At 66.9% G+C, this 25,749-nt stretch carries 26 protein-coding genes and 1 pseudogene; 4 read left to right on the top strand and 23 right to left on the bottom strand.

Going from position 1 to position 25,749, the window contains the following annotated elements:
- Positions 1 to 78: 78 nt before the first annotated feature.
- The 10 genes from A5781_RS14480 to A5781_RS14435 form a co-directional block, all read right to left on the bottom strand.
- Complete coding sequence (locus A5781_RS14480; protein ID WP_067207104.1) at positions 79 to 993, bottom strand: formate/nitrite transporter family protein; 915 nt, start codon at positions 991 to 993, stop codon at positions 79 to 81.
- The gene (locus A5781_RS14475; protein WP_067207098.1) at positions 990 to 1,259 is read right to left on the bottom strand and encodes a hypothetical protein; all 270 of its coding nucleotides are present in this window, start codon (positions 1,257 to 1,259) and stop codon (positions 990 to 992) included. The genes A5781_RS14480 and A5781_RS14475 overlap by 4 nt, the downstream gene beginning before the upstream one ends.
- Positions 1,256 to 1,876 carry an RNA polymerase sigma factor gene (locus tag A5781_RS14470; protein WP_067207095.1) on the bottom strand — a complete coding sequence of 207 codons (621 nt, stop codon included), beginning with the start codon at positions 1,874 to 1,876 and terminating at the stop codon, positions 1,256 to 1,258. The genes A5781_RS14475 and A5781_RS14470 overlap by 4 nt, the downstream gene beginning before the upstream one ends.
- Before the next feature lie 10 nt (positions 1,877 to 1,886).
- Complete coding sequence (locus A5781_RS14465; protein WP_067207094.1) at positions 1,887 to 2,954, bottom strand: acyl-CoA dehydrogenase family protein; 1,068 nt, start codon at positions 2,952 to 2,954, stop codon at positions 1,887 to 1,889.
- Positions 2,951 to 3,427: a cyanase gene (gene cynS / locus A5781_RS14460; protein WP_067207091.1), complete on the bottom strand. Its 477-nt coding sequence runs from the start codon at positions 3,425 to 3,427 to the stop codon at positions 2,951 to 2,953. The genes A5781_RS14465 and cynS overlap by 4 nt, the downstream gene beginning before the upstream one ends.
- A gap of 22 nt (positions 3,428 to 3,449) precedes the next feature.
- Positions 3,450 to 3,974, bottom strand: a complete 525-nt coding sequence (locus A5781_RS14455) for an OsmC family protein (protein ID WP_067207089.1) — start codon at positions 3,972 to 3,974, stop codon at positions 3,450 to 3,452.
- A 163-nt stretch (positions 3,975 to 4,137) separates the two neighbouring features.
- Positions 4,138 to 5,421: an iron uptake transporter deferrochelatase/peroxidase subunit gene (efeB, locus tag A5781_RS14450; RefSeq protein WP_067207086.1), complete on the bottom strand. Its 1,284-nt coding sequence runs from the start codon at positions 5,419 to 5,421 to the stop codon at positions 4,138 to 4,140.
- A gap of 4 nt (positions 5,422 to 5,425) precedes the next feature.
- Positions 5,426 to 6,595: an iron uptake system protein EfeO gene (efeO, locus tag A5781_RS14445; RefSeq protein WP_369817731.1), complete on the bottom strand. Its 1,170-nt coding sequence runs from the start codon at positions 6,593 to 6,595 to the stop codon at positions 5,426 to 5,428.
- A 43-nt stretch (positions 6,596 to 6,638) separates the two neighbouring features.
- Positions 6,639 to 8,246 (bottom strand): iron uptake transporter permease EfeU, encoded by a 1,608-nt coding sequence (gene efeU / locus A5781_RS14440; protein ID WP_067207083.1) that lies wholly within the window; start codon positions 8,244 to 8,246, stop codon positions 6,639 to 6,641.
- 60 nt (positions 8,247 to 8,306) lie between these two features.
- Positions 8,307 to 9,140 (bottom strand): DUF3097 family protein, encoded by an 834-nt coding sequence (locus A5781_RS14435; protein WP_067207080.1) that lies wholly within the window; start codon positions 9,138 to 9,140, stop codon positions 8,307 to 8,309.
- Positions 9,141 to 9,356: 216 nt separating this feature from the next.
- Between A5781_RS14435 and A5781_RS14430 the strand changes: the two genes are divergently transcribed.
- Positions 9,357 to 9,644: a DUF3349 domain-containing protein gene (locus A5781_RS14430; protein WP_067207077.1), complete on the top strand. Its 288-nt coding sequence runs from the start codon at positions 9,357 to 9,359 to the stop codon at positions 9,642 to 9,644.
- A 22-nt stretch (positions 9,645 to 9,666) separates the two neighbouring features.
- Here A5781_RS14430 and A5781_RS14425 read toward each other — a convergent pair whose 3' ends face one another.
- The 6 genes from A5781_RS14425 to A5781_RS14400 are packed head-to-tail and all read right to left on the bottom strand — an operon-like array spanning position 9,667 to position 15,802.
- Entirely contained in the window at positions 9,667 to 10,632 is a 966-nt protein-coding gene (locus A5781_RS14425; protein WP_231990710.1) for a patatin-like phospholipase family protein, read from the bottom strand.
- Positions 10,633 to 10,656: 24 nt separating this feature from the next.
- On the bottom strand, positions 10,657 to 11,727 hold the full coding sequence (locus A5781_RS14420) for an ABC transporter ATP-binding protein (RefSeq protein WP_067207066.1): 1,071 nt from the start codon (positions 11,725 to 11,727) through the stop codon (positions 10,657 to 10,659).
- A 3-nt stretch (positions 11,728 to 11,730) separates the two neighbouring features.
- Positions 11,731 to 12,555, bottom strand: coding sequence for a carbohydrate ABC transporter permease (locus A5781_RS14415; RefSeq protein WP_369816465.1), 825 nt, complete (start codon positions 12,553 to 12,555; stop codon positions 11,731 to 11,733).
- Between the two features lie 4 nt (positions 12,556 to 12,559).
- Entirely contained in the window at positions 12,560 to 13,501 is a 942-nt protein-coding gene (locus tag A5781_RS14410) for a carbohydrate ABC transporter permease (RefSeq protein ID WP_067207060.1), read from the bottom strand.
- On the bottom strand, positions 13,498 to 14,820 hold the full coding sequence (locus tag A5781_RS14405) for a sugar ABC transporter substrate-binding protein (protein ID WP_067207057.1): 1,323 nt from the start codon (positions 14,818 to 14,820) through the stop codon (positions 13,498 to 13,500). The genes A5781_RS14410 and A5781_RS14405 overlap by 4 nt, the downstream gene beginning before the upstream one ends.
- Positions 14,810 to 15,802, bottom strand: coding sequence for a sigma-70 family RNA polymerase sigma factor (locus A5781_RS14400; protein WP_067207051.1), 993 nt, complete (start codon positions 15,800 to 15,802; stop codon positions 14,810 to 14,812). Before A5781_RS14400 ends, A5781_RS14405 begins: the two co-directional genes overlap by 11 nt.
- A 168-nt stretch (positions 15,803 to 15,970) precedes the next feature.
- Here A5781_RS14400 and A5781_RS14395 point away from each other — a divergent pair, with 168 nt between their 5' ends.
- A complete protein-coding gene (locus A5781_RS14395) occupies positions 15,971 to 16,321 on the top strand; it encodes a DoxX family protein (RefSeq protein ID WP_067207047.1) in 351 nt (116 codons plus the stop codon).
- Between the two features lie 13 nt (positions 16,322 to 16,334).
- On the opposite strand, the gene A5781_RS14390 is transcribed toward A5781_RS14395, so the two are convergent.
- Together A5781_RS14390 and pncA are read right to left on the bottom strand one after the other, a co-directional pair.
- Positions 16,335 to 17,135, bottom strand: a complete 801-nt coding sequence (locus tag A5781_RS14390; protein WP_067207046.1) for a ketosteroid isomerase family protein — start codon at positions 17,133 to 17,135, stop codon at positions 16,335 to 16,337.
- Positions 17,135 to 17,695, bottom strand: coding sequence for a pyrazinamidase PncA (gene pncA / locus A5781_RS14385; protein WP_082939349.1), 561 nt, complete (start codon positions 17,693 to 17,695; stop codon positions 17,135 to 17,137). Before pncA ends, A5781_RS14390 begins: the two co-directional genes overlap by 1 nt.
- Positions 17,696 to 17,790: 95 nt before the next feature.
- On the opposite strand from pncA, the gene A5781_RS14380 reads away from it, so the two are divergent.
- Positions 17,791 to 18,756, top strand: coding sequence for a DoxX family protein (locus A5781_RS14380; RefSeq protein WP_067207039.1), 966 nt, complete (start codon positions 17,791 to 17,793; stop codon positions 18,754 to 18,756).
- Positions 18,757 to 18,760: 4 nt separating this feature from the next.
- Here the strand turns inward: A5781_RS14380 and A5781_RS14375 are convergent, their stop codons facing one another.
- The 3 genes from A5781_RS14375 to A5781_RS14365 are packed head-to-tail and all read right to left on the bottom strand — an operon-like array spanning position 18,761 to position 22,782.
- The gene (locus A5781_RS14375) at positions 18,761 to 19,255 is read right to left on the bottom strand and encodes a gluconokinase (RefSeq protein ID WP_067207037.1); all 495 of its coding nucleotides are present in this window, start codon (positions 19,253 to 19,255) and stop codon (positions 18,761 to 18,763) included.
- Positions 19,252 to 21,258, bottom strand: coding sequence for a phosphotransferase (locus A5781_RS14370; protein ID WP_067207034.1), 2,007 nt, complete (start codon positions 21,256 to 21,258; stop codon positions 19,252 to 19,254). The genes A5781_RS14375 and A5781_RS14370 overlap by 4 nt, the downstream gene beginning before the upstream one ends.
- Before the next feature lie 18 nt (positions 21,259 to 21,276).
- Entirely contained in the window at positions 21,277 to 22,782 is a 1,506-nt protein-coding gene (locus tag A5781_RS14365; RefSeq protein WP_067207032.1) for a carboxylesterase/lipase family protein, read from the bottom strand.
- Positions 22,783 to 22,861: 79 nt separating this feature from the next.
- On the opposite strand from A5781_RS14365, the gene A5781_RS14360 reads away from it, so the two are divergent.
- Positions 22,862 to 23,533, top strand: coding sequence for a hypothetical protein (locus A5781_RS14360; protein WP_067207028.1), 672 nt, complete (start codon positions 22,862 to 22,864; stop codon positions 23,531 to 23,533).
- On the opposite strand, the pseudogene A5781_RS14355 reads toward A5781_RS14360, so the two are convergent.
- Both A5781_RS14355 and A5781_RS14350 read right to left on the bottom strand, forming a co-directional pair.
- Positions 23,520 to 24,466, bottom strand: a pseudogene (locus tag A5781_RS14355) (SDR family NAD(P)-dependent oxidoreductase). The gene A5781_RS14360 and the pseudogene A5781_RS14355 overlap by 14 nt on opposite strands.
- A gap of 8 nt (positions 24,467 to 24,474) precedes the next feature.
- Positions 24,475 to 25,698 (bottom strand): cytochrome P450, encoded by a 1,224-nt coding sequence (locus A5781_RS14350; protein WP_082939348.1) that lies wholly within the window; start codon positions 25,696 to 25,698, stop codon positions 24,475 to 24,477.
- Positions 25,699 to 25,749 lie beyond the last annotated feature (51 nt).

Below are 25,749 nucleotides of genomic sequence, written 5' to 3'. Positions count from 1 at the left end.
CTTAAGTCCCTAACCCACGGGACGGAGGGCTTTCGCGGGAGCTGTTAAGCCCGCTGTAACGGCACGGTCACTTGCCGGCTAGGCGCGGTGCCGTTGTAGCCGCGCGATGACCCAGAAAGGTAACGCCACGAACAGCGTGCCGCCGATCAGATTGCCCACGGTGGTGATGCCGAGGTTGGTGAGCAGGCCGTGTTGGCCGAATCCCCAACCGATCCCGCCGCACGGTGCGGCCGGGTGAAACAGGTTGAGCAACAGGGGAAGACCGAGGAAGCCGACGTTGGCGATCACGTGCTGGGTGCCGCCGATCACGAATGCGAACGGTCCGTAGAACGCGAACGTCATGCGGGCGACGTCGCTGCGAGCCTTGAAGAACATGCACATCGACGTCTGCAGGAACCAGGTGCACACCACGGCGAGCAGCAGTGCGGTCCAGAACGGCTGGCCGGCCTTCTGCGCGCCGACGGTAGCCGCCCGTTCGGCGAAGGCGCCCAGGTATGGGCCTCCCGCGGCCCCGCACACCGTGACGAACACCAGCGCGCCCAGGACGTTGCCGATGAGGCCGACGGTAACCAGAAAGGCGTAGCCGCCGACGCTCATGACGCGGTTGAGGACGGCCAGAAATCCCGCGGCCATGTCGGCGGTGATCAGCGACATGCCGGACACCAGGATGAGGACGAACGACATGCCGAACGCCAGGCCCATCAACAGGCTTGCGACACCCGGGGTCTTGACTCCGGTGCTTACCATCAACGCCAGCAGCGCCCCGAACGCGACCATCACACCGCCGACCACCGAGCGCATCAGAAACGCCCACGGGTGCGTCGCCTTTTCCACGGCCATGGCGGCCACTCGGTCCACCATGGCCCCCACGCTGAGCGGTTCGAACGGATCGTCGGCGACGGCGTTCGTCGCGACACCGGCGGAGAAGGCGGCGAATGCGGGTGGCGCCGGGGCCGCGCTTTCCAACTGTGGCGCTTGCGCGTCGATGGTCATCGGTGTTCGCCTTTCCGTAAAGCGTTGATCGCGTTGATGACCCCGGTGATGTGCTCCGCGCTGAGCTTCTCCCCCTCGAAGACGTGGTTGAGCAGAATCTTGAGGTCGAGCATCTGTTGCAGGTAGACCAGGCACGGGGGGCACTCGTCGAGGTGCTTGGCCACGATCGGTCCCCACTGCCGCGGATCGGAGTCGACGAGTTCGTCGACGAGGCGGACGAAGTCGACGCAGTCGATCGCGGGGACCGCGTTGTCGTGGATGGTCATCGGCGATACCGCTTTTCCAATTCGTTGCGAAGATTTCCGCGGGCGCGGTAGAGCAGCGCCCGCTGCCCCTCGGTGGTCAGTTCGAGAAGTTCGGCCGCCTCTTCGGCCGTCGTGCCGACGACGTCCCGCAGGATGACCAGTTGCCGTTGCCGCTCGGGCAGCGCGTCCAATGCCGTACGGACATATCCGATGAGCTCGTTCTCGACGGTGCGGTCCTCCGGCAGAAAGCGCCGCGACGGCGGGATACTCCAGTGCCCCGCATCGGGATGGCTGGCGGGATGCATACGGCCCACCAGGGGGTCGACGTCATCCGCGGACAGCACCTCGTGGTCGCGGATGCGGGATTCGCGGCGCCGGTGCCGCGACGCGGTGTTCTTCACGATCCCGAACAACCAGGTGCCGACCGAGGAGCGCCCCTCGAATGAATCCGCGGACTGCAGCACCTGCACCCACGCCTCTTGCACGGCCTCTTCGGCCACCGTCGCCGAATCCACCATGGTGCGGGCGAAATTGACCATCGGCCGATGAAAGTCGCGGACCAGATTGGCCAGCGGAATGCCGCCGACCACCCGTTCCGATTCGGTGCCCCCCGGCGGCACCGCCACCGGGGTCACCATCGTCTCGCGCTCAAGCGCATGCGGCCAGTTCCCAGCGAAGCTGCCCTTCGGACGGGGATTGGACGGGGATGAACGCCGCTTCCCGGTAGCGACGGCTGGCCGATGTCCTGCTCGCATAACCCTTGCCACCAGCGGTGCGGATCTCGAGATCCGCACTGGCGCTGGACAGTTCGGCCGCGGCGAGTCGCAGCGATAACAGCTCCTTCTTGGTGGGCGACTCGACACCGCCCACCGCCGCGGCAAGTTCCGCCAGCGTGGTTTCCGCATCGGCAAGCTTTTCCGCCACGTGCTCGACCTGGGTGCTGAATACCGAGTTCACCCCGCCGAGACCGATTTTGGCCTGATTTACCGCAGTCCGGGTCAGGCCCAGGCACATCGCCGACTGCAAGACGAGGAACGTCGGACGGACCGCCTGCAGGAAGTCCTCGAAGTCACAGGACAACACCTGCTCCGCGGGGATATAGGCGCCCGTCAGGTTCAGGTACGACGAGGCGGTGCTACCCATCGCCAGCAGGTCGAAGTGATCGCCCACCACCACGCCCGGCATGTTCAGCGGCAAGGCCACGATCAGCCTCTCCCCGGCGTCGGTACGCACCGCGGTCACCATGGTCGAGTCGGGGTAGAGGTTGCTGGCCCACCTGATCGCCCCGGCCACCTCGTAGCCCCCCTCGACCGGCGTGGCGGTCAACTCCAGGCTTCCGCAGCCCGCCGCCTCCTTGAATGCCGACGCCATGCCGGTCACCCCCAGCGTGGTCCCGGCAAGGAGCGACCGGGCCGCCACCGTACTGTAAGGCGTTGCCGCCGTGAGCAAGTAGTCCACGGCCATGCGATGGGCCCACAATGAGAACCCGGTGCTCATGCATTCTCCGGAGATCAACCGGATCACTTCGGCCATGTCGGGGAGCCTGCCGTCGGCGTTGGCGGGCGCGCCGAGCCCGAGCAGGCCGGCAGTACCCAGTGCGGCGAAACTGCGACGGGATTGATGCTCGCCGCGGTCCAGTGCCCCGGCATGGGCCCGGATGTCTTCCAGCAGTTCGATATTCAACTGACTGGCAGCCGGATTCATCGTCGTCGTCATCTCGATACCTCCTGGGCGGAGTGTTTCCACGCGTAGTCGAGGAACTTGCCGTCGAAAGTGACGACCACTCTGTCGCCTTCGGGGTGCGGGCACCGGTGCACGCTCATCTGAAAGTTGATCGCGCTCATGATGCCGTCACCGAATTCTTCATGGATGAGTTCCTTGATCGCCGGGCCGTAGACGGCCAGCGCCTCATGGAACCGGTAGATCGTCGGGTCTGTCACCATGGTCGCATCCGAACCCCGGTACGGCATCATTTGCAGGACCGTTGCCGCCTCGTCGTCGAGGTCGAGAAGCGATGCGACCGTTGCCGCGTCGCCGGCCGAGAGCGGATGCTGTCCGAGTAGCGCCGCGACGGTCCACACCGGGTCCTTGGCGATCGATTCGGCGATCTTCGCCCAGCTCAATCCCCGCCGGACGCGGGCCAGCCTGACCAGCTCGGCAAGATCGCTCTTGGTCAATGTTGTTGTCACGGAATGGTTCCCGTCTCGATGCCTATTCGGTGGACAGAGTCGAGTCGACGCTCACCGGGTTGCGGAACGTGTTCACCACGGGTGACCAGGCGATCGCGTTGTCGTGGATCTCCTTGAGTGTCGCGTCGTCGGCGTCTCCGGCCAGCGTCACCTTGCACCGGACCGCGCTGAAGCCCAGCCGCTTTCCCTCGGGTGTGTCACCCACCCCCCAAACCGCGGAGATGTCGATGTCGCCCTCCATCTCGACCTCGATCTTGGTCAGTGTCACCCCGCGGTGTGTCGCGTTGGCCAGCAAACCCACCGACACGCACGAACCCAGCGCCGCCAGCGCGGTCTCGGAGGGGTTGGGCGCCGAGTCGTCGCCGAGCAGCGCGGGCGGCTCGCCCACCAGCATCGGCGCCAGGTCGCGGACGTAGGTCATGTTGCGGAACCCGGTCTCGCACACCGTCTTAGCTTTCAGGGTCTTCCTGCCGGTCTCCGGGTTGGTCCTGGCGTTACACGACAGCTTGTCGAGGCCTTCGGCGTCGATGACGAGCGCGTCGGTCATGTGAATTCCTCCGTTTTCGCTGATTTTGTGGCTTCACGGAGTTAGTGCTCTACGACGGCCGATGTGTGACGGCGGGCGGCATTGATTTACGTGGGCGACACGAAACATCACACAGCCGAAACGCGGCGCCGTCCAACGTCGGACGACTCTCGGGGAGATTTGCTTAGCTGAAAAGGCTTTGCCCGATGTAGTGGCCTTCGGCGGGCGCCGGCGGCACCGCGAAGATTGCTGAGCCGATGTGGCGAATGTATTCGTTGAGCAGGTCGTGGGCGCCCAACCGGTTCTGCAGGCGAATAAAATCTTGCGGATCTTTTTGGTACGAGATGAACAGCAGGCCGGCGTTGAGCTGGCCGTTGGCGTCGAGACCGTCGGTGTAGTTGTAGGACCGGCGCCGGATCATGATGCCGTCATTGTTCTCCCGGGCGGCCAGGCCGACGTGAGACATCGGGTCGATCAGCGGGTTGCCGTCGGCGCCTTTGGCGGTGAAGTCGGGGGTGTCGAATTCGCCCTTGCCGCTCAGCGGCGCCCCCTCTTCTTTGGTGCGGCCGAAGATCCGCTGTTGATTGCCGATGCGGTCGACGTCCCATGTCTCGAGCAGCATCCGAACCTTGCGCACGACTTGATAAGTCCCGCCGTTCATCCACGGCTGGTCGCTGTCCTCGACCCAGACGAACCGGTCGTACTCCGCATCCGTGGCGATGTTGCGGGTTCCGTCTTTGAAACCCAGGAGGTTTCGGGGCGTGTGCTGGCCCGGGCCGGCCGATGCTCGTCCGAATCCCAGCACCGCCCAGGACGGCGAGACGATGTTGCGGCCCAGCCGGGCCAGGTTTCGCACGGCGTGATAGCAGACCTGGGGGTCGTCGGCGCACGCTTGGACGGACAGATCGCCGCCGCGCAGGCGGGGGTCCAGGTTGTCCCCGTTGAGCGGGGGCAGATCGATGAACAGGGCGGGCCGCCGTGCGGCCAGGCCGAAGCGATCGCCGAACAGCGACGGTCCCAATCCGATGGTGACGGTGAGACTGGCCGGGCTCAGCCCATAGGCCTCCCCGGTATCAACGGGCGGCTGCACCTCGACCTGTGGCTGCACGGTGCCGACGGGCTTTCCCTGCTGCAGGATCGCGGCCGCGGCCGACCAGCGCGCCAGCAGGGTCTGCAGCTCGGTGCGGCCAGCCCCGGCGGCAAGCGAAAAGGACATGAACATGGCGTAACGCTGTGGCGGCGTGGCGATTCCGCCCTGATGCACCTGGCCGTAGAAAGGATAACTACGCCGCAGGTCGACGTTGTCGTCGTCATCGCCTTTGCGTTCGGCCGCCAGCGCGTAACCCGCGAAGCCTCCACCGGCGGCGCCGACCGCGGTGCCGGTGAGTCCGGCCAGCACGGCACCGCCAAGCATCCGCCGGCGCGAAACCGCTGCGGCTTCGTCGGTTTCGGTCGTGTCGTCGGTCACGAGGTCAGCCCGCCGAGACGACTTTTTGGGCGACCGTCGACAGGCTCTGGTGCAGCGGCTGGATGACCGCGGTGAGCTTTGGCGCGTCGCTGGCCTTCAGCGCAGGGGTGTAAGTCCGGAAGCCGCCGAGCGCAGACGGGTCACGGTATCCGTCCAAAGTGGCCAGCACCGTGTGGAATTGCTGATCGATCTGGTTGACCAAATTGGCGTCGATCTTCTCCAGGCCCGGCCGCAGCGAAGCGTACGCCTGCTGAGCGCCCTCCACGTTGCCCGAGAAGTCGACCAGATCGATGTGGCTGAAGGCCTCCTCCTCTCCGGTGATCTTGGTGTTCTGGATCTCTTCGATCAGGTCGCTGGCACCGTTGGCCAAGTCCTCGGGCTTGTACTGCAGGTTGGCGACGATGCCGTTCAATTTGCCGACGTTACCGACCAATTCGCTGCTGAATGCCTTGGTGGCGGGGGTGATCGCGCCACCCTGCCACAAGTCACGCTCGATGGCGTGGAAGCCCTTCCACCCCACCTTGGCGTCGACCGGCGTGGACTCACGCATATCGATCAGATAGTCCAGGCTGCCGGCATTGTCGCCGACCGCGAAGCCCGGTAACACGAAGCCCTCCACGGTGGACTCCGAGCGCTCCCAGAACAGCCGGGCTTTGGCGTAAGCGCTCTTCGCGGCGTCGACGTTGCCAGACTGCACGGCGGCGTCGAGTGCCTTCACGCCATCGTTGAGCTGACTGATCTGGCTGACGATATAGCCCGCATAGTCCTTGGTCCCCTGGCTGAGGATGCCGGCCACGGTGCCCGTCGGCGCCGCCGGCGTTTTGCCCGTGACGGTGAGGGTTTGGTATTCGGTGCTCGCGCCCGGACAGTAGAGCTGATACGCGCCGCCGTCCAAGGTGACCGTGAACGAGACCGGATCCAGGCCGGGCGCGAGATTTTCCTTCTCGCCGACGATCCGCTGGTCCCTGAGCAATTCGACTTCGCTGATACCGGGCGCATTCGTGTTGGCCACCGTGAAGGTCACCGGCCCCGCGGGCACGCTGGTGTTGTCAAGGGCGCAGCCGTCCTTGCCGGCGGTGCTGGCCATGGTGACCTTGACCGCGTTGGTGCCGCCGGGTTTCTGAGATTCCGCGCGGCTCGCGTTGCCACTCGAGTGACTACAGGCCGTCGCCAAGGATGTTGTGATTACGACCAACGCCGTTGCGGCCGGCCAGAACTCAAAGGACCGGCAACTTCGGGCGGTTCGATTCGGTGTCAACCGTCTTCCTTTCCTGTTCGGTCGGCGTCCCGCGCCGCGCCGAGGCTACAGCGCCAAGGACGCAGGCCAGAGCAAAACCACCCAGTGCCAGCGGAAGCCATACCTTCCACAGCTGCGCTTCCGCACGGTTTCGATGACTTGCCGCGATCTGCGCGGCGGCCGAGCGGTCTTCGGCCCCGGACGTGGACCAGTCCGTCGCCAGCCCGCCAAGACTGACGGTCTTGGCCCCGATCAGCCCACCGCCGGTCAAAACCGCCGTGCGGTTGCTCGTTGCCTGCGCATTTAGCACGGAATCGCTGTGCGCAAGCACGGTATACACGGTGGTTGTCGACCATTGACCCTGAAACGGCCCCGGAGTGCGCCCAACCGCCAGACCGACCGGCAGCCGGCCCCCGGTCATGCTCAGCAACTGATCCAGCGTTACTTCCGACGCGCCGTCGGCCCCGGCAGCCTCAGAAGCCTGCCATACCTGTACCGGCAAGCCGTCCACGATTTTGTCGTCAACCGGGACGAGCAGGATGTTGCGGACGGTTGAGGTGCCGTGCGCGAAGATGGCGAGCTCCCGTCCGTGCGGCCCATTCACCAGCGACACCGCGGCGGTGTGGCCGGCACGATCGCTGACGGTGCGGGTCCGCGGGTCGCCCGAAGAGTCGCCGGCCGGCACCAGCGCCACCAGCGCGGCGGCGGTGAGGAGTAGCAGCATCGAGGCGGCCGCCAACAGGCGCGCCCTGGCCCGCGGGGCGGCGGCAAGGCGAGCGGGCCACAAGAAGATGGCGAGCACGGGCACCGCGTAGAGCAGCCAGCCCACCACCTCGATGACTCGGGGGTCGGCGGGTATCCCGAACATCCCGGCGGTCACCGCGCCGAGCACCGAGTTGCTGGGCAGCCAGGCGGACAGGTCGAACACCCGCCGCTGCCCGATGTTCACCCAGCCGGCCTCGTGTGCGGTACGCAGCGCCCCCAGCACCAGCCCGGCGGCGATCAACACCAAGAACACCCCGGTGACCCGGAAAAAGCGGCCGATGTTGAGTTTCAATCCGCCGAAGTACAGCGCGACACCCATCGCGACCGCCGCCGCGATCCCCAGCGCACCACCCAGTACGGCGAACCATCGGTTGCCGTGCGACGTCTGGGCGGCCGCCAACAAGAACACCGATGTCTCGAAGCCCTCCTTGAGGACGGCGAGGAAGGCCATCGCGGCCAAGGCGAGCGCACCGCCGCGGTTGATCGCCTGCCGGGCATCGCGCTCGAGCTCGCCCTTGACCTGCGCGGCGTTGCCGTTCATCCAGATGATCATCGACGTCACGAACACCACGGCGATGACATTGATGACGGTTTCCATCATCTCCTGCTGCGCCTGCGGCAGGCTCGTCGCGAACAGATTCAGGCCCACCCCGACCGCGACGCTGATCAGCACCGCCGAGGCGACGCCGGCAAACATCGGCCGTATCGGCTGGCCGTTTCGTTTCAGGAAGGCGCCGACGATGCTCACGATGAGCGCCGCCTCGAGGCCTTCACGGAGGCCGATGAGAAAGGTGCCGATTAGTACGCCGAATACGCCCTGCATGCGCCCGATTTCTGTCCCGCGGGTCGGGATCCCGGCTTAGCCTAGCCTAAGCCCGCTGCGTCACGAGGCCGGCTGCGTCACGAAGTCGATGAGTTCTTCGACCCGGCTGATCAGCGCCGGCTCGAGGTCATTCCAGTCGCGCACCCGGGACCGAATATGCCGCCAGGCCCTGGCGATGTCCGCCTGGTTGGCGTGGGGCAGGCCGAGCGCCCGGCACGCCCCGTGCTTCCACTCGATGTGCCGTGGCACATCCGGCCAGCCCGCCAGGCCGAGCCGCTGGGGTTTCACGGCCTGCCAGATGTCGACGTAGGGATGGCCGACCACCAGCGTGTCGCTGCCACCCGGCCCTCGCCGCACCGCGTCGGCGATCCTCGCCTCCTTCGAACCTCTGACCAGGTGATCGACGAGCACACCGAGCCGGCGCCCCGGACCGGGCGCGAACTCCGCCACGATCTCCACCAGGTCGTCCACGCCGCCGAGATGCTCGACGACGACACCCTCGATCCGCAGGTCCTCGCCCCACACCTGCGCGATGAGTTCGGCGTCGTGCCGCCCCTCGACGTAGATCCGGCTGGCGCGGGCCACCCGGGCGCGGGCTCCCGGCAGGGCGACCGAGCCGGACGCCGTCCTCGTGGCGGCGGCAGGCGCCGCACGACGCGGCGGGGTGAGGATCACCGGACGGCCCTCGAGCAAATAGCCAGGGCCCAAAGGGAAGCCGCGCACGTGCCCGCGCCGGTCTTCCAGATCGACCCGCCCGTACTCGACCCTCACCACCGCACCGACGTACCCGGTCTGCACGTCCTCGACCACGAGGCCCAGTTCGGCTGGGTGCTCGGTCGAGTGGGGCTTGCGCCGGCCTGCGGCAAGGACATCGGTTCCGTAGCGATCAACCACGCGGCAATCCTAGAAAGCCTTGCGGCCAAACGTCGTTACGGCGCGCCCGTCGGCGCAGGATCGTGGCGAAGATCGCCCCGCCGCCCGCGCAACACCGGCGAGTAAAAAATGCGTTTTAACTGTGTGGCGTTACTCAGCTGATGACGTTGCCGATGGTACGTTGCTAGTTGTAGGATCTGCCGCTCTTTACATCGCGGCGGTGAGCGAGGTGGGAATATGGACCTGGCCCTTTGGGTGTCGAGCATCGTGGCTTTCGTGCGGGCCGGCTACCCCGCAGGCATGCCGACAACCGGATATGCGACCCTGGCGGCCTTGACCCGCCGGCGACTTTGCGACGACGAGATCACCGCCATTGCAAGCAAACTCATGAGGCGCCAATTCTGGCCGATCAGCCCCGTTGATATCGGTGTGGAAATCACCCGTGTCACCAACCAATTGCCATTGCCGGCCGACGTTGAGCGGGTCGGACATCGCCTCGATGAGATCCGCTGCGCGCGCGGATAACCCTGGACGCGGGATCTGACTCCTACTTAGCGCCTTTCGCCGGTCCGCCACACGCCGCCAGGTAGTCCGGGTAGCTCCAGGTCCGCAGGAACTGTTGGCCCGCCTGGAATCCTCGTTGATACAGGCCGTCGCGTTGCTCGGCGGTGATGTTGAAGTCGATCGGGCTGACCTCTTCGGCCGCGACGAAGATGGTGCGCCGGACGGTGCACGGGTCGTCGATGTAGGCGTTGTCCTGATTGCTTACCAGTGTCTCTATCGCCGCGATTCCCAAGGAAACTGGTCCGTGCACCGGATGGGTGGGCGGGATGCCGGGACGCGCGGACAGCCGGATCCCGAATGTCGGCCATCGCGGCTCAGCGTCGGGCCGGTCGAACAGCTCCACCGGAAAATCGGAGAGCAAGCCGCCATCGACCCAGGTGGCGTTGCTGACCCGAACGGGTTCGAACACATAGGGGATCGCCGACGAGGCGTGCACGGCGCGGGCGACCGAAAAGTGGTCGGGGTCGATGCCATAGGAAGCGAGGTCCCACGGGATGCGCACCAGCCGGCGCCGGGACAGGTCACTGGCCGTCACCACCAGCGACCACGCGAACTGGTCCGGCTCCTCGCCTGTGCGCAAGTCACCGAACGTCCGCACACCCAAGTCGGCGAGCAGACCGGCGAGCAGCCGTTCCAAGTAGGCCCCGCGGTAGACACCGTCCGACACCAACAGCGACAATCCCCCGCCGATCAGCGGCACGTGTCCGATCAGACTGCGATCCAGGAACTTCCGGTAGTCGATGGACCGCATGACTTCCGCGAGCCGGCTCAGCGGTTCGCCCGCGACCTGCAGCGCCGCGATCAGCGACGCGACGATCGCGCCCGCGCTGCTACCCGCGACGCGGGGAAACCGGTAACCGGCCCCGGACAGCGCGTCGACCGCGCCGACCAGCCCGATGCCCCGGACGCCGCCGCCCTCACACACCAGATCGGCGCGGGACGTGCTCACCGTCGACGCCATAGGCCTACCCCCTCAACAGATTCGTTGGCCGTCGACACCGAAGAAGTGCAGGTGCCCCGGCTCCGGGTGCAGGCGCACCCGGCTGCCCTTTTCCGGAGGCCGGCGTCCATCGGCACGCGCAACGACGGGCTGATCAATGACCTTGCCGGAGCCGGTGATTCGGCCGTAGACGTAGGCATCCGCCCCGAGCTCCTCGACCACGTCGACCTCCATCTCGACACCGAGGCCGCCCAGTTCGAAGTGCTCGGGGCGGACCCCCACGACGACTTCGCTCGCAGCATCGGTGAGCTCCCGGGGTAGCGGGATGTGCCAATCCCCCAGCGACACGGCGGAATCGACGATGGGCAGGGTGAACAGGTTCATGGCCGGCGACCCGATGAAACCCGCGACGAAGACGTTGACCGGATTGCGGTACAGCTCGCGTGGCGCGGCGAACTGCTGCAGCACACCGTCGCACAGGACGGCGACGCGGTCACCCATGGTCATCGCCTCGACCTGGTCGTGGGTGACGTAGACGGTGGTGGTGCCGAGCCGCCGTTGCAGTGCCGCGATCTGGTTGCGGGTTTGCACGCGCAGTTTGGCATCGAGATTCGACAGCGGCTCGTCCATCAGGAAGACCTGCGGCCGGCGGACGATCGCACGTCCCATCGCCACCCGCTGGCGTTGCCCACCGGAGAGGTCCTTGGGTTTGCGGTCCAGATAGGGCTGCAGGTCAAGCAGTTTCGCGGCGTCCAGGACCCGGTCGCGGATTTCGGGCTTCGGCGTCTTGGCGATCTTCAGGGCGAAGCCCATGTTTTGCGCGACCGTCATGTGCGGGTAGAGCGCATAGTTCTGGAAGACCATCGCGACGTCACGGTCCTTGGGATCGACGGTGGTGACGTCGCGGTCACCGATCCAGATGCGCCCTGAGTCCAGCGATTCCAGCCCCGCCACCATCCGCAGCGAGGTGGTCTTGCCGCATCCGGAGGGACCGACCAGGACGACGAACTCGCCGTCGCCGACGTCCAGGTCGAGGCCGTCCAAGGCCGGCCGGTCGGCTCCGGCGTAACACCGCGTCGCTTGGTCGAAAGTCACTGAGGCCATGGGCTACCCGTTCAGCCCCGAGACAGCGATCCCCCTGACGAAGGACCGCTGCGCGATCGCATAGATGATGACCAACGGCAGCATGATGAGCATCGAGGCCGCCATGATGATCGGCCAGCGCGCCACATACTCGCCCCGCATGCGCACCAGGCCGAGCGTCAGCGTGGCCAGGCTGTTGCGCTGGAGCATCAGCAGTGGCCATAGGAAGTCGTTCCACACGTTGACCCAGGTGAGCACCGCCAGCACCATCACCGCTGGGCGGGCGTGGGGCAACAGGATTCGCCAATAGATCTGCCATGGCGAACAACCGTCGAGTATCGCCGCCTCCTCCAGGTCGGTCGGAAGCGTCCGGAAGAACTGCCGCATCAGGTAGGTACCGAACGCGCTGCCGAACAAGCCCGGCACGATCATCGACCAGGGTGTGTCGACCCACCCGACCGTCCGCATCAAGATGAACTGCGGGATCACGGTCACGGTCAGCGGCACCATCAAGGTGCCAAGGTATAACACGAACAGTGTGTCGCGACCGCGGAATTGCAGTCTGGCGAACGCGTATCCGGCCAGCGAGCAGAAGAACACCTGGCCGGCGGTCACGCACCCGGCGTACAGCACGGTGTTGAAGAACATCCGCGCGAACGGCATCAACGAGAACACCTCGGTGTAGTTGGACCACCGCGGGTGCGCCGGTAGCAGCCTTGGCTCGGTGATCTCGCCTTCCCGCTTCAATGAGCCGGACACGGCCCAGGCGATCGGGAACAACCAGCACCAGGCGATGGCGAGCAGCGCGGTGTAGACCACCAGGCTACGAACGACATTGCGCGTGAACACCCGCTCAGCTGAGGCCACGAGAAGTCTCCCAAGACCGTTGCCGAGTGATTCGCAGCTGCACCACGGTCAGCACCAGCAGGATCGCGAACATCACCCACGCCAGCGCGGACGCATACCCGAATTCCAGGAAGGAGAACGCGTGCTGGAACAGCATGATGCCCAGGACATATGTGGCGGTTTCGGGGCCGCCGTTCGCGCCGTTGAGGACATAGACCATGTCAAAAGCCTGGAACGCGTGAATGATCGAGATGACGCCCACAAATGATATCGACCCACGGATCAGCGGCACCGTGATCGACACGAACTGCCGTATCTCGCCGGCCCCGTCGATTCGCGCCGCCTCGTAGACGGTCTCGGGAACGCCCTGCATCGCCGCGAGCAGGATGACGGTGGCGAACGGCACGCTGCGCCACACGCTGAGGATGCACAGCGAGGCCATCGCCCATCGGGGTTCGACCAGCCACGGGACCGGGCCGACCCCGACCCAGCCCAGCATGATGTTGAGCAACCCGTTGTCGGTGTTGAAGACGAACTGCCAGACGACCGCCATGACGACCGACGAGATGGCCAGCGGCAGAAAGACGATGGTGCGGAAAATGCCGATGCCCCTGACCTTTCGGTTCAGCACGCCGGCCACGACGAGGCTGACGACGATGGTCGGCACGACCGTTCCGAGGGTGAAGACGACGGTGTTGCGAATGGCGATGAGAAAGAGCGGGTCCGAGGTGAACAGCTCTTGGAAGTTCCTCAGGCCCACGAACTTTGGCGGCCGAAAGACGTCCCACCGCTGAAAGCTCATGTAGAGCGAGAATCCCAGCGGAAACAGCATGAACACCGCGACGGCGGCCAGATTCGGCGCCACGAAAAAGCGGCCGGCGCGGGCCCGCCGTCGCCACGGACCGGCGCCCTTGGCGGGTGTGCGCGTGGTGGCATCGACCGACGTCATGGGTTGCGCAACACCTCGTCGATGGCCGGCGACAGACTCGCCAGCGACGTGGCGGGCCGTGATCCACGCAGCACGGGCCCGAAGCTGCGGTCCATCAAGGCGACGATCTTCTCCCATGACGGGGTGACGGGCAGCCCTTCGGAGTACGCGGGTCCTTGGGTGAGGACGGCGAGGTTGTCGAGGTTCTGGTGGGCCTTGGCGAAGCCGGCCGAGTCGAGCGCCGATTGCAACACCGGCACAAAGAGGCTGGATTCACCGATCAACGCCTGCCCGACGGGGCCGGTCGCGAATTTCACGAATTCCCATGCCTGCTCCTTGCGTTGACTGCTCGCGGAGATGGCCAATCCGGTGGAACCGATGTCCGAATGGGCGGGCTGGCCCTGCCGGCGCGGCCCCACCGGCAACGAGGTGACGTCGAAGTCCAGGCCCTCGGCCCGGATGAAGGTCTGGTAGCGCCAGTGGCCGCCCATCGCCATCGCCGCCCTGCCCGCCGCGAACAGGTCGGGCGTGGACATCGATTGCACCTCGGACGCATTGGGCGCGACCTTGTGCTTGTTGGCCAGGTCGGCATAGAACTGCACCGCCTCGATGAAGGCGTCGTTGTCGAAGTTGAAGTGGGTCGGGTTCTTGAGCGGGGTGGACCACGGCACCCCATTGTTCATGGCGAACAGCCCGGCCGAATAGTAGGAGAACCACATGTTCACGAAGCCCCACTGGGTCACTCGCCCGGAGCGATCCCGCCGGGTGAGTGCCGTGGCGGTGTTCAAGAAGTCGGTGAAATTCCACGGGTTTTGCCACGTTTTGGGCGGGGGCGGCAACCCGGACTCGGCGAAGAGCCGCTTGTTGTAGAACAGGTAGTTTCCGGACCATTGCTCGGGGAGTGCGTATTGGCCTCCGCTGAACGTGAAGCTGTCGTAGAGCGCCCCGATACCGTCCGATTTCAGCTCGGCGGCGAAGGCCTGGTCGCGGGACAGCATGGTGTTGAGGTCGAGCAGCACGCCACGGGCGGCCAACTCGGCGTAGGTGAGGTCCCACGCCATCAACACATCCGGGCATTTTCCGCCGGCGCAGAACGTCGACAGCTGCTGCATCACGCCCGGAGCCGAAAGCACCGGGCGGACCTTGATATCGGGGTGGCGGCGCGCGAACTCGTCGACGATGCGGATCCTGGCATCGCGTTCGTCGGGGTTGGCCGCGAAGAAGAACGTCAAGGCGTCTTCTTCGGGCGCGCAGCCGGCGGCCCACGGCGCCAGGGATGCCGCGGTGAGCGCGCCGGCACCGCGCAGCAGCCCGCGCCGTCCGAACGGCTTATCGAGCATGGTGCTCCCGTTCTCGCCCCGTTGCCGGCCGCCCGGCCGGCGGTTTCTCCTGTCCTTGGTACCCGATGCGGCTGTGGTGTTGCTGGATCGGCCAACTCGGGAGGGCCAGCACGGCCCGGCGAACGCGGCCGGCGTCCCCGGTGATGTCGATCGCGTGGATGCGGTCATCGGTTCCGACGGCGATCAGCAGCAGCGCCTCGGCGTGCCCGTTTGGCGCGATCGCGATCCCCGGAGCCCCATCGATGAGCACGACCGCGCCGGCCCGTGCCCGGAGAGCGAATCGACGGGTCTCCTCCGCGACCCGTGCGGCGCCGCGTAGCTCGGTCGGCACGTCGTCGGGGACCAGTGCCCGATCGACCCTGCGCACCACGTCCGGGGCCAGCAGTGCGAGCAGACCGGCGATATCACCGCCGCGGGACGCCGCGAGAAACGCCTCGACGACCTCGAGGTGCTTCGCCATGCGCTCGGGCTCGCCACCCGGGTGGGCCACCCGCGCACGCGCCCGGCTTGCCAGCTTCTTCGCGGCTTCCGGCGACCGGTCGAGCAGACCGGCGATTCTCTCGAACGGCACGGCGAACACGTCATGCAGGACGAACGCGACGCGCTGCGCCGGTGAGAGCCGGTCGAGCACCACGAGCAGCGCGCTGCTCACCGACTCCGTCAAGAGCGCTTCCTCGTCCGCTGGCGGCGACGCGGTCGCAGCGAGCCGGTCCAGTTCGTCGGGGGTGGCGAGCGGTTGTTCCGCACGTCGCTTGCGTGCCCGGAGCTGGTCGACGGCCTCGCGGGCGGTGATCGTGGTGAACCAGCCGGTGAGGTTGTCAACGGCGGCGAAATCCGCACGGCTGGCCTTCAGCCACGCCGACTGAACCGCGTCGTCGGCGTCGGCCGCCGATCCCAGCAGCTGTAACGCGACCGACCTCAGGTGTCGCCGGTCCGCGTCGAAACGCTGGGCAAGATCCGTCAAATGTTTCGGGGCGCTCATGGGTCACCTTTTCCGCACAGGAGCCGTCAAGAAGATGACTGCGTCCATCAAGCTCTCTGTTGCAAAGGAGGCCAGCACCATGACCTTATCGATTGTGCGCCGTAGCGCCTGCGGCGACCATCCGGCTCGCCGCCGCAAAAACGGCTGTCTGACAAGGGTTTGCCGCAGATGAACACCGCATACGTTGCGATCACGCTGTTTACCGCCGCCATCACCGCCGCGATCGCCGTGGCCGATCTCATCCCGGCGGGTTTCGTCCTGGCGAACTCCTCCGAAGTCGGGGTGCCGCGTTCGTGGTTGCCGGCGCTGGGGGCGGTCAAGCTGGCCGGCGCGGCGGGGCTGATCGTGGGCCTGGCGGGCCTCCCCGCCTTGGGAATCGCTGCCGCCACCGGCCTGGTGCTGTTCTTTGTCGGCGCAGTCGTGACCCACCTGCGGGCCCGCGTCCTGTACAACATCGCGTTTCCCGGCGCGTACCTGTGCATGTCGGTGGCATCGCTGGCGTTGATGGTGCTGCGCTGACCGGGGGTCGCGATCAGCCGGGAAAGTACCGGATCCGGTTGATGGCGTCGCCCCGCCAGGCCATGTCGGCGAACAGTATTGCCCGCCCACGGCCGGAGTGGACCGACATCGTCACCGTGGGGCCCGCGCCGATCATCTTGGTCGAACCGCCGCCGTCCAGCTGCTCGACGAGTTCAGCGAGGTCGAGGGCGTCGTGGTCGCCGAGAGTGATTGTGGCGCCGGGTGATAACGCACGCGACGCGGCGAGAAGATCTTGCCGCGCGGCGGCACCGAGGAATGCCTCGGCGAGCTTCTTGTGCCGCGCACCAACCCGCCGGAATCCCGTCATGAAGCCGGTCGTGCCGCGCAACCGCTGATTGCTCAACAAGCCCCGAGACAGTTGCAGGGCGGGTCCGACCGCGCGCGATCCGGTTCGCAGGAACTGCAGCATCATCGCGGGCAGTTCCCAATAAGCCCGCAGTTCGCCAATGCGCCACTCGCCGTTGGTGTCTCGCAGGTCGTAGCGCAGGAACGCGGGAATGTACATCGTGATCGCCGAGCCCATCGCAACCTCGAGCTCGACGTCGCGCAGCACCACGGTGTCGACGACGATGTCGAGGTCGCGGTGGAATTTGATGTCACGCGGACCGATGAAGGTGTCATAAAAGCGGCCGATCTGCTCTTGCCCGACGTGCGGCCGCGACCCGACCGGGTCCTCGACGCGGCCGTCGTCGGTGAACAACGCCACCCACCCGGCACGGTCGTGCGCGGCGGCCGCCTGCGGCGAGCGCTCGACGGCGGCCAGGAGATGCTCCCGATCCGGCGCGACCCCCATCACGGACCCCCGACCACTTCGACCCCCGTGGCCCGCATCTCCTGAAGCGCCTCCGCGGCCGAGTCCGGCGAGACGGCCGCGGTCAGGTCTACCAGCACCCGGGTGGACAGGCCCGCCCGCGCGGCGTCCTCGGCGGTCCGCCGGACGCACTGATCGGTGGCGATACCGACCACATCGACCTCGTCGACCCCACGCTCCCGCAACCAGTCCAACAGCGGGGTCCCGTTCTGGTCCGCGCCCTCGAAACCGCTGTATGCCGCGGCGAAGGCGCCCTTGCGGAAGACTGCCTCGATCCGGCTGGTGTCGAGGTCGGGCCGCAGCTCCGCACCGGCACTTCCGGCGATGCAGTGCGGTGGCCACGATGATGAATAGTCCGGCCGGTCGGAGAAATGGTCGTCCGGCTGGACGTGGAAATCCTGGGTTGCTACGACGTGCCGGTAGCCCGGCTCGCCGGCGAGGTAGTCGTTGATGGCGGGCGCCACGGCGGCACCGCGGGTCACCGGCAGCGAGCCACCCTCGCAGAAATCGTTTTGCACGTCGACGATGATCAACGCCCTCACGCGTTTCACCCTATCGGTGTCGCCCGTCACGGCGCTTCAGCTGGGCGTATGGGTGGGACGGTTTGTTCGCCAACCAGTCGGGTAATCCACCGGCCATGTTGATCCGGAGAATCGCGCGCCCGTTGCTTTCAGTGGCTTTCATCGGCCAAGGAGTCAATTCCCTGCTGAACCCCAAATCGGCGGCGGCAGCGGCCGCCCCCGCGGTGGATGGTTTGCAGGCGTTGCCGAATTCGGTGAGCGGCAACATTCCGAGTGACCCCGAGACGGTCGCACAAATCACTGCGGCCGTTCAGATCGGCGGCGGCCTGCTGCTGGCCACCGGCAAGCTGCCGCGCGTCGCCTCGGCCGCCCTCGCGTTCACGGTGGTACCGGCCAACCTCGGGGCGCACTCGTTCTGGAACGAGAGCGATCCGGAGGCGAAAGCGCAGAAGCGCCAGCAGTTTCTCACCGACCTCAGCCTGGTGGGTGGATTGCTGATCGCGTCCGCCGACACGGCGGGCAAGCCGTCACTCGGGTGGCGCGGTCGCCGGGCGGCCGAGCGGCTCTCCGAGCGAGTGTCTTCGGCGCTGCCCGGCTCCGACGACGCCCACTTCGATACCGACTTTTCGGAGTTGGGCGAAAAGATCGTGCACGGCCTCCAGATCGGCGCCGAACGCGGTCGCGAACTGGCCAGCACGGCGGCCGAACGAGGCGCGCCGTACGCGGAGGCCGCGCTCGAACGCGGTCGCGAATTCGCCAGCACGGCCGCCGAACGGAGCAAGCCGCTGGCCCAGAAGGCCCGCAAACGGGGCGAGGAGCTGGCCGACGAGGCGGCCGAGCGAGCCGCGCCGCTGGCGAAGAAGGCCCGCAAGCGCAGCGAGAAGTTGGCCAAGGAGGCACGCAAGCGCGGTGAGGACCTGGCGAGCACGGCATTGGATCGCGGCGAAGACCTCGCCGACACCGCCCGCGCGCGCGGCATCTACCTCGCCGACACGGCCCGGGCTCGGGGGGGCTACCTGGCCGACACCGCGCGCGAACGACTCGGTGAACAGGTCAAGACGGGTCGCCGCAAGCTTTCCTGAGGGTTCACGCGTCGCCGCGCAGATAGGCGTCGACGATCGCATCGACGCCGGGGCCGACATCAATGGTCGCGCCGGCCTCGTCGGCGCCGAGCGGCTCGAGCGCGTCGAATTGGGACCGCAGCAGCGCGGCCGGCATGAAATGACCGGTCCTGGCGGCCAGCCGGCCGCTGATGAGTGCCGGTGAACCGGCGAGGTGCAGGAATTCGACCTGCGGGCAGTGCGTGCGCAACTGGTCGCGGTATCTGCGCTTGAGCGCCGAACAACTCACCACGCCTCCGTCGCAGTGGCCGGCCAACCACTCCCCGACCTTGTCCAGCCAGGGGTAGCGGTCGTCGTCGTCGAGCGGTTCACCGGCCGCCATCTTGGCGATGTTGGCCGGCGGGTGCAGGGAGTCGGCGTCCACGAAGGGCACCCGCAAGCGTCGCGCGAGCGCCGCTCCGACGGTCGACTTGCCCGATCCGGAAACACCCATCACCACGACGGGGGCCCGTCCGCTCACTCGGACGCGAGGTTGCGGTTCCATTCCAGCCAGCCGACGCCGTTGCGTCCGTCGGCCGTCTGGACGGTCGCCCAGACCCGCGGGAACTGGCTCACCCGCCCGTCCGCGGCGATCAGACGCACCGGAGCCTGGCCGCGGACCTCGACGTCCGCGGTGATCTCGCCGGGATTGAGCTCCAAGGTGGCTTCCAGCGGCAATCCGTTGACGCCGAACGACTCTCGTGAATCCACCGTTTGCAGCTCGGTGACCGTTCCCCGCGCGTCCTGGGAGTAGCCGATGCTGAACGCCGGCGCGCCGGGAATCCGGATGTTGACGCCGTGCAGGTGGGTGCCGTCGTCGAGGTGCAGCGCGCTCCAAATCCAGTCCATGCTCCACCAGTCACGCACGCCCCACGAGTGATCGCGCTGGCCGGGGACCGACTCGACGCGGTAGCTGGCGTCATCGATGGTCACCGTGCCCGAGACCCGGCACGGGATCTCGTAGCGCGTCGTCAACCGGTATTTGTACGGGACGCCGTCGGTGTCCCACACCAAGCTCATGGTCATTTCGACGGGGGTGCCGGGCTCCCCGCGCAACAACGCCGACGGATCGGGGTAAGCGTGAGCGCGCGCGTGCAGGTCGACGCGGTAGGTCTGCAGCGGGGTGGTCGCGGAGTGGCCGAGCTCGAAGGATTCGGTGCGCACGTCCCACGGGTCCGCCGGCAGCGGTACTTGCGCGTCGACGGCCACGGTGGGCATGCCGGGCCCGCAGAGCAGCGCGTGCACCCACGCCTTCTGCTCGTTGGCGATCAGGCCGAGGCGGAACCAGCCGCCCAATCCCTGTGCCGCATCGGCGAAGTCGGCATACCAGCTCTCGCTCCACAGCGGTTCGGCGGTCGGCGCGTGCGCACCTTCGTCCTCCTCCGTGGGCTGCAAGGGTTCGGGCGTCTGCGCGGCGGGCAGGGTCGCCAGCGCGTCGGTGTCGAGCACGTGATCACAGTGCCGTTGCAGCATCGTCATGAACATCCGGTCGCCGCGCTCGGTGCGTTCCACCAGCATCGAGGAGACGATCGCCATCATCACGCCGAAAAAGCTTTGCCTGCGAACACCTTCGGCGACGTCGGCGAGCGACAGCGGCGCCGCGGGCCCCAGCGCCTCGTGGTAGGCCAGCAACAACGCGTCGTACTGCTCCCGGCGATCCGGGGTCGGCAGCGCGCAGCCGAGGAAGTAGGACAGGTCGGTCAGCGCCGGACCCCAGGAAACCGTCTGCCAATCGACGACCGTCAGCGGGCGGTCGGCCGCGGCGGTGCCGAACAACAGGTTGTCCAGGCGGTAGTCACCGTGCATCAGCCCACAGGTCCGGTCGGGCGCCGACTCGGCGGCCAGGTAGCCGTCGAAGGACGCGACCAGGCGTTCGCACACCATGCGGTGCTCCGGTGCGATCTGGTTGCCGTAGCGGTCGATGAACCCGGCGTACAGCGGAGCGATCATCGCCTGGTTGAGCGGCGATTCCCGGTTCAGCCACGGGGCTTCGGCCAACGTGGTGTCGCCGAGCAGCGGCCCGTGCAGCCGCCCGAGCTCGACGACACAGAGGTGCGCCTGTTCGGCTGTCGCGCCGGCGATTTCGTCCCCGACCACGGCCGGCCCGGCATCACCCAGCAACAGATCGAACGCGCCCGTCGAGGTATCGACGGCGGCGTGGTAGCAGGGCGCTATCGGGCCGCCCAGGCGTGGCGCGATGTCGCCGTAGAAGCGCACCTCCCGCTCGTAGAGGCCAAGGGCAAGCCCGGTTTGCCGGCTCACCGGATCGGTGGCCGCCACCTTGAGCACTACCGACTCGGGCCTGCCGGAGGCCGCCGCGGCCTCGGCGTAGCTGAGCCGGATGCGGTAGCACTCGCTCATCTGCCCGGTGCCGATGCGCTCGACGGCGAAATCGGCGATGGGTCCGGCGCCGATCGCGGCTTCCAGCCATGCGGCGGTCAGGTCGCCGGGCCGTTCGATGACTTCTGCGGTGTCGGCATGCATGAGGGTCAGCGTGCCAGGTCACTGGGCCAGGGAGAAGCCATCCCAGGCAATCCGGCGGTGCGGATGTGGATCGAACTCGACGCGGCTCTTGCGGTCGAAGACCATGACGGCACGGTCGGCGGTGGTGTAGGTGGGCCAGTCGTCGCCCGGGGCACCGTGGCGGCTGAAGGACCGCCACCGCCGCTGCACCTGGTTACTGACCCGCAGCGCGGCGCGCCGATCGGCCGCGGCGGTCAGCAGCGCGCCGAATCGGGTGCGATAGACGTCGAAGACGGCCAGCAACTCGGTGGCATGGGTGGCACCCAGCCCCGACCAGCGCAGCGTGCGGGGGGCGTAGTCGTACCGGTAGAGGTAGGTGGGCGCGTGCGCGCTGTGGGCCTCGGCGATCTGCCAGGCCGCCGAACCGAAGGCGAAGTCGCCGCCGAGCTGGATGCATGCCGACGGCGCGGGATAATCCGGGTACGCGGACGTAATGCGTTCGCGCGCAGCCGGTTCCGTGTCGGCCAGCAGTTCCTCGATCATCGTTTGATTGGTCGGCAGCATTTTGAGGAACCGGGTGAACAGGCGCCCCTCTTCGGCGTTGGTGCCCACGATGAGTGGCACCCGGTGCGCGTGCCCTCCGCGCATCGCCTCGACCGGATCGATGGGCACGACGTCGTCGCCGGCGACCGGGCCGATCGGAAAGGCGCCCAGCCTGTCCTCCATGCCCTGGTCGATCAGCCGGTGCTGGGCGTCGACCAGTTGCGCCGGTGACGCCTGCATCAGCACCTCGGCGGCGTCCTGCGGGCGCGCGCCCAGCAGCGCGGCGAAGCGTGTCGCGAATTCCGCGGCGGTCTCTTGCGACCGGACCATGCCGGCGGCCGGACTTTCCGAAATGGCCCGTGCGAACAGCCCTTCGGCCGCCGGCACCGCCAACAGGCTGGCGGTGATGTGCGCGCCTGCGCTCTCCCCGAAGATGGTGACGTTATCCGGGTCGCCGCCGAACGCGGAGATGTTGTCTTTCACCCAGCGCAACGCCATCACGAGGTCGCGCAGGAACAAGTTGCTGTCGATGGTGATGTCCGGGGTCGAAAGGGACGACAGGTCCAGGCATCCCAACGCGCCCAGCCGGTAGTTCACCGATACGTACACGCAACCGCGGCGCGCCAATGCGGCGCCGTCGTACAGCGGCGTGGCCGAGCTGCCCAGGATGTAGCCACCGCCGTGAATGAAGACCATGACGGGCAGCGGCTCTTCGGCGGGGCCCTCGGGGGTGACGACGTTGAGGGTGAGGCAGTCCTCCCCCATCGGCTGGTAGCGGCCGACTCCGAGCATGGTGTAGCGGCGCTGCTGGGGCGCGCAGTTGGCGAAGCCGTGGCAGTGCCGCACCCCCGACCACGGTTGCGCCGGCCGGGGCGCCCGCAATCGCAATGACCCGACCGGCGGCCGAGCGTACGGGATGGATCGCCAGCGGTGGACGCCGTCGCGGGTGAAGCCTTCCACGGTGCCGATGCTCGTGCGTGCGCGGACGGTGCGCTGATGCATAACCCGACGTTAGCCGACATGACGGGCGTAACGCGCGCGCAGCGCCTTATTTGCGGGCATGGCGGTTTAGCCTGACTAGATGCGGATCGCCGCGCTGCTGGCAGCGTCGTTACTGGTCGCCGGGTGCTCACACACCGTCGGTGGCCAGTCCCAGCAAACTCAGACGTCGACGACCGCCGCCTCCACTCCACCTGGCAGCAAACCCCCGGCCCCCTCTGCCGCGCCGGCGGCCGGAGCCTCGATCTCCGACGTCATCGCGTGGATCGAGGCCGGCCATCCCGCGGACCCCGGTCGCTATCACAACGCGATTCGCGACGGTGCGACCACGCCACTCGGCAACGACATCGCGTTTACGGCCGCCGCCGGCAAAGCGTCTTGCACGACCGATTCCAAGCACACGGATGCCGCCCTGCTCTGCCTGGTGAGCCTGACCAACCCACCACCCGCTCCCCCGACGTCCTACGGCGGCTGGCAGGGCGGTTGGGTGACCTTCGACGGCGTCAACCTGCAGGTGGGTGCTTCGCGCGCCGATCCCGGCCCGTTCATCAACGGCAATGGTTCGGAACTGGCGAACGGTGACTCGCTGTCATTCGGCGACTATCGTTGCCGCGCCGATCAAACCGGACTGTACTGCGTGAATTACGCCCACCAGTCGGCCGCCCGATTGAGCCCCGCAGGCAGCCAGCCGTACGGCTGCCTACGGCCGGCGCCCGCACCGGATGGCGTGGGCACGGCGTTCAGCTGTTCGTGATGGTCGCGAACAGCTCGGCCATCTCGTCGGCGGGCCCACCAGGGACCGTGTAGCCGGCTTCGTCCCGGATCTCATCGAGATGGTCGCGCACATCCTCGATCGACAGGTCGGGGTCATAGAAACCCTTTGTCCGGGCGATGAAGAAGCGCGCGACATGTCCGGCACCGACCGTGTAGATCTCTCCGGAAACGGGGCATTCCCGGTGCGTCAGGAAGGCCGCCACCGGCGCGACCTGCGCCGGGTCCAGTTTTCGAAGGTATTGGCCCACAAGGTCGTCCAATACCGCCCGCGCCGCCGGGTCATCCTGCGGGCCGGCGCCGTCGGGCGAGTGCGTCAGCATCCGGGTGTAGGCGATCGGCGCGATGGCATTGACCTTGATGCCGTGCTCGGCCCCCTCGGCGGCCAGCACGCGGGTAAAACCGACCAGCCCGGTCTTCGCCGCGCCGTAGTTGCTCATGCGTTCGGCGCCGAGGATTCCGGCGGCCGAGCAGGTGTTGACGACGCGGCCGTAGCGCTGCTCCCGCATGGCCCGCCACGCCGGCCGCGTCACGTAAAAGGCGCCCTTCAGGTGCACATCCACCAGGGGGTCGAGCCGATCGGAGGTCATGTCTTCGAACGGCGTGTCACCCACGATGCCGGCGTTGTTGATCAGGATGTCCACGCGTCCCCAGGCACGCAGGACGGTGTCGATAATCGCCTCTGCACCTTCGGGACTCGTCACGCTGTGGTTGTCTGCGACAGCCTCGCCGCCTTGCCGGCGGATCTCGTCGACGACGGTGTCGGCCGCCGAGGTGTTAGAACCGTCCCCGTCACCGATCCACCCGTGTCGTTGACCACGACCCGGGCGCCGCGCGAGGCGAGAAGGAGTGCGTATTGCTTGCCCAGACCTCCGGCGGCGCCGGTGATTACGGCGGCCTGATCGGCGAATCGCATGGTCGTTGTCACCAGGTGACCAGAAGCTCTTTCATGCCGTAGATGTGGGCCTCTTTGAATCTCAGCTTCTCCGGCGGCACCGCCAGTTTCAGCCCGGGTAGTCGGCGTGCCAGCGTGGCGAACGCGACCTGCATCTCGACGCGGGCCAGATTCGCTCCGATGCATTGGTGCACGCCATACCCGAAGCCCAAGTGTCCGCGGGTGTTTCGGTCGGCGTCGAAGGATTCGGGATTGTCGACGAATTCGGCGTCCCAGTTCCCGGCGAGCAGGCTCATCATGACGAACTCGCCCTCGCGAATCAGCTCACCACTGATCATCAGGTCTTCGGTCGCCACGCGATCGACCTGGCTGTGCACGATGCTGAGGTAGCGCATGAGCTCTTCGACGATGTTCGCGACGACCGCACGGTCGTCGGTTTGTCCGAGTCGCTCGAATACATCCGGATGTTCCAGCAGCGCAACCGTTCCCAACGCGATCATGTTGGCGGTGGTTTCGTGGCCGGCTTGCATCATGATCACGCTGTTCATGGCCGTGGTGGGGTGGTCCAGCTGGCCCGTCGCCACGTATTCGGTCAGCAGGCGGCTGATCAAGTCGTCGCCGGGTTCGCGCGCTTTGCGTTCCACCAACTCTTCGATGTAGGAGTACATCGCCCCGAACGCCTGGCCCTTTTCCTCGTCGGTGGATTTCTGGTCAAGCCCCTTCGTGGTGTTGTGCTGGAAGATTTCGAGGTCTTCGGGCGGCACCCCCAACAACAATGCGATCACCATTGACGGCACGGGCAAGGCGAATTCACGCACCAGATCGCCCGGCGCACCGTTGGCGATCATCTGGCCGAGGTAGTGGTCGACCATTTCCTGAATGTGCGGCCGCATCGATTCGCAACGCCTGAAGGTGAAGTTGCTCGTCATCATGCGCCGCAATCGGTGATGCTCGGGATCATCGGTCCGCGCGAAAATCACCGCGACCTTGTTGTCGGCGTCCGTCGGCAGCATCGAATCCGGAATGGTCTTCGCGGACAGGCGCGGATCAACCAGCGCGGCCCTGATGTCCTGGTAGCGGCTGACCACCCAGACCGGGTTGCCCTGGAACATCGCCTTTCGTAGCCCGGGTTGTTCTCGCCACTCGGCGAACTCGGGCGGGGGCGCGAGCGGGCAATGTCCAGGACGCGGTACCGGCAGCACCGGGAGCTCGGCGTCGGAGCAGGAGTCGGAGGTCTCGAAAGATATTGACATAACCAGCGTTTCCCATTAAGTGTCAGTTATCTGCCAGTTGTAGAGCGTAAA

Origin of the sequence: Mycobacterium sp. 852002-30065_SCH5024008, from assembly GCF_001665645.1 — a bacterium.
GTDB lineage: Bacteria > Actinomycetota > Actinomycetes > Mycobacteriales > Mycobacteriaceae > Mycobacterium > Mycobacterium paraffinicum.
Note: the sequence above shows the minus strand (reverse complement) of the source record. Positions and strands in the feature narration are given on the sequence as shown.

Coding starts and splice junctions, on each gene's coding strand:
- A5781_RS14400 (WP_067207051.1), bottom strand. CDS start 15,802: ATGAGCGCCCCGAAACATTTGACGGATCTTGCCCAGCGTTTCGACGCG.
- A5781_RS14390 (WP_067207046.1), bottom strand. CDS start 17,135: ATGGGGGTCGCGCCGGATCGGGAGCATCTCCTGGCCGCCGTCGAGCGC.
- A5781_RS14395 (WP_067207047.1), top strand. CDS start 15,971: ATGAACACCGCATACGTTGCGATCACGCTGTTTACCGCCGCCATCACC.
- A5781_RS14405 (WP_067207057.1), bottom strand. CDS start 14,820: ATGCTCGATAAGCCGTTCGGACGGCGCGGGCTGCTGCGCGGTGCCGGC.
- A5781_RS14430 (WP_067207077.1), top strand. CDS start 9,357: ATGGACCTGGCCCTTTGGGTGTCGAGCATCGTGGCTTTCGTGCGGGCC.
- A5781_RS14455 (WP_067207089.1), bottom strand. CDS start 3,974: ATGACCGACGCGCTCGTCATCGACGCCGAAGGCCTCGACAAGCTGTCG.
- efeU (WP_067207083.1), bottom strand. CDS start 8,246: ATGCAGGGCGTATTCGGCGTACTAATCGGCACCTTTCTCATCGGCCTC.
- A5781_RS14365 (WP_067207032.1), bottom strand. CDS start 22,782: ATGCATCAGCGCACCGTCCGCGCACGCACGAGCATCGGCACCGTGGAA.
- A5781_RS14410 (WP_067207060.1), bottom strand. CDS start 13,501: ATGACGTCGGTCGATGCCACCACGCGCACACCCGCCAAGGGCGCCGGT.
- A5781_RS14360 (WP_067207028.1), top strand. CDS start 22,862: ATGCGGATCGCCGCGCTGCTGGCAGCGTCGTTACTGGTCGCCGGGTGC.
- A5781_RS14370 (WP_067207034.1), bottom strand. CDS start 21,258: ATGCATGCCGACACCGCAGAAGTCATCGAACGGCCCGGCGACCTGACC.
- A5781_RS14380 (WP_067207039.1), top strand. CDS start 17,791: ATGTTGATCCGGAGAATCGCGCGCCCGTTGCTTTCAGTGGCTTTCATC.
- A5781_RS14475 (WP_067207098.1), bottom strand. CDS start 1,259: ATGACCATCCACGACAACGCGGTCCCCGCGATCGACTGCGTCGACTTC.
- A5781_RS14350 (WP_082939348.1), bottom strand. CDS start 25,698: ATGTCAATATCTTTCGAGACCTCCGACTCCTGCTCCGACGCCGAGCTC.
- A5781_RS14480 (WP_067207104.1), bottom strand. CDS start 993: ATGACCATCGACGCGCAAGCGCCACAGTTGGAAAGCGCGGCCCCGGCG.
- A5781_RS14470 (WP_067207095.1), bottom strand. CDS start 1,876: ATGGTGACCCCGGTGGCGGTGCCGCCGGGGGGCACCGAATCGGAACGG.
- A5781_RS14465 (WP_067207094.1), bottom strand. CDS start 2,954: ATGACGACGACGATGAATCCGGCTGCCAGTCAGTTGAATATCGAACTG.
- A5781_RS14420 (WP_067207066.1), bottom strand. CDS start 11,727: ATGGCCTCAGTGACTTTCGACCAAGCGACGCGGTGTTACGCCGGAGCC.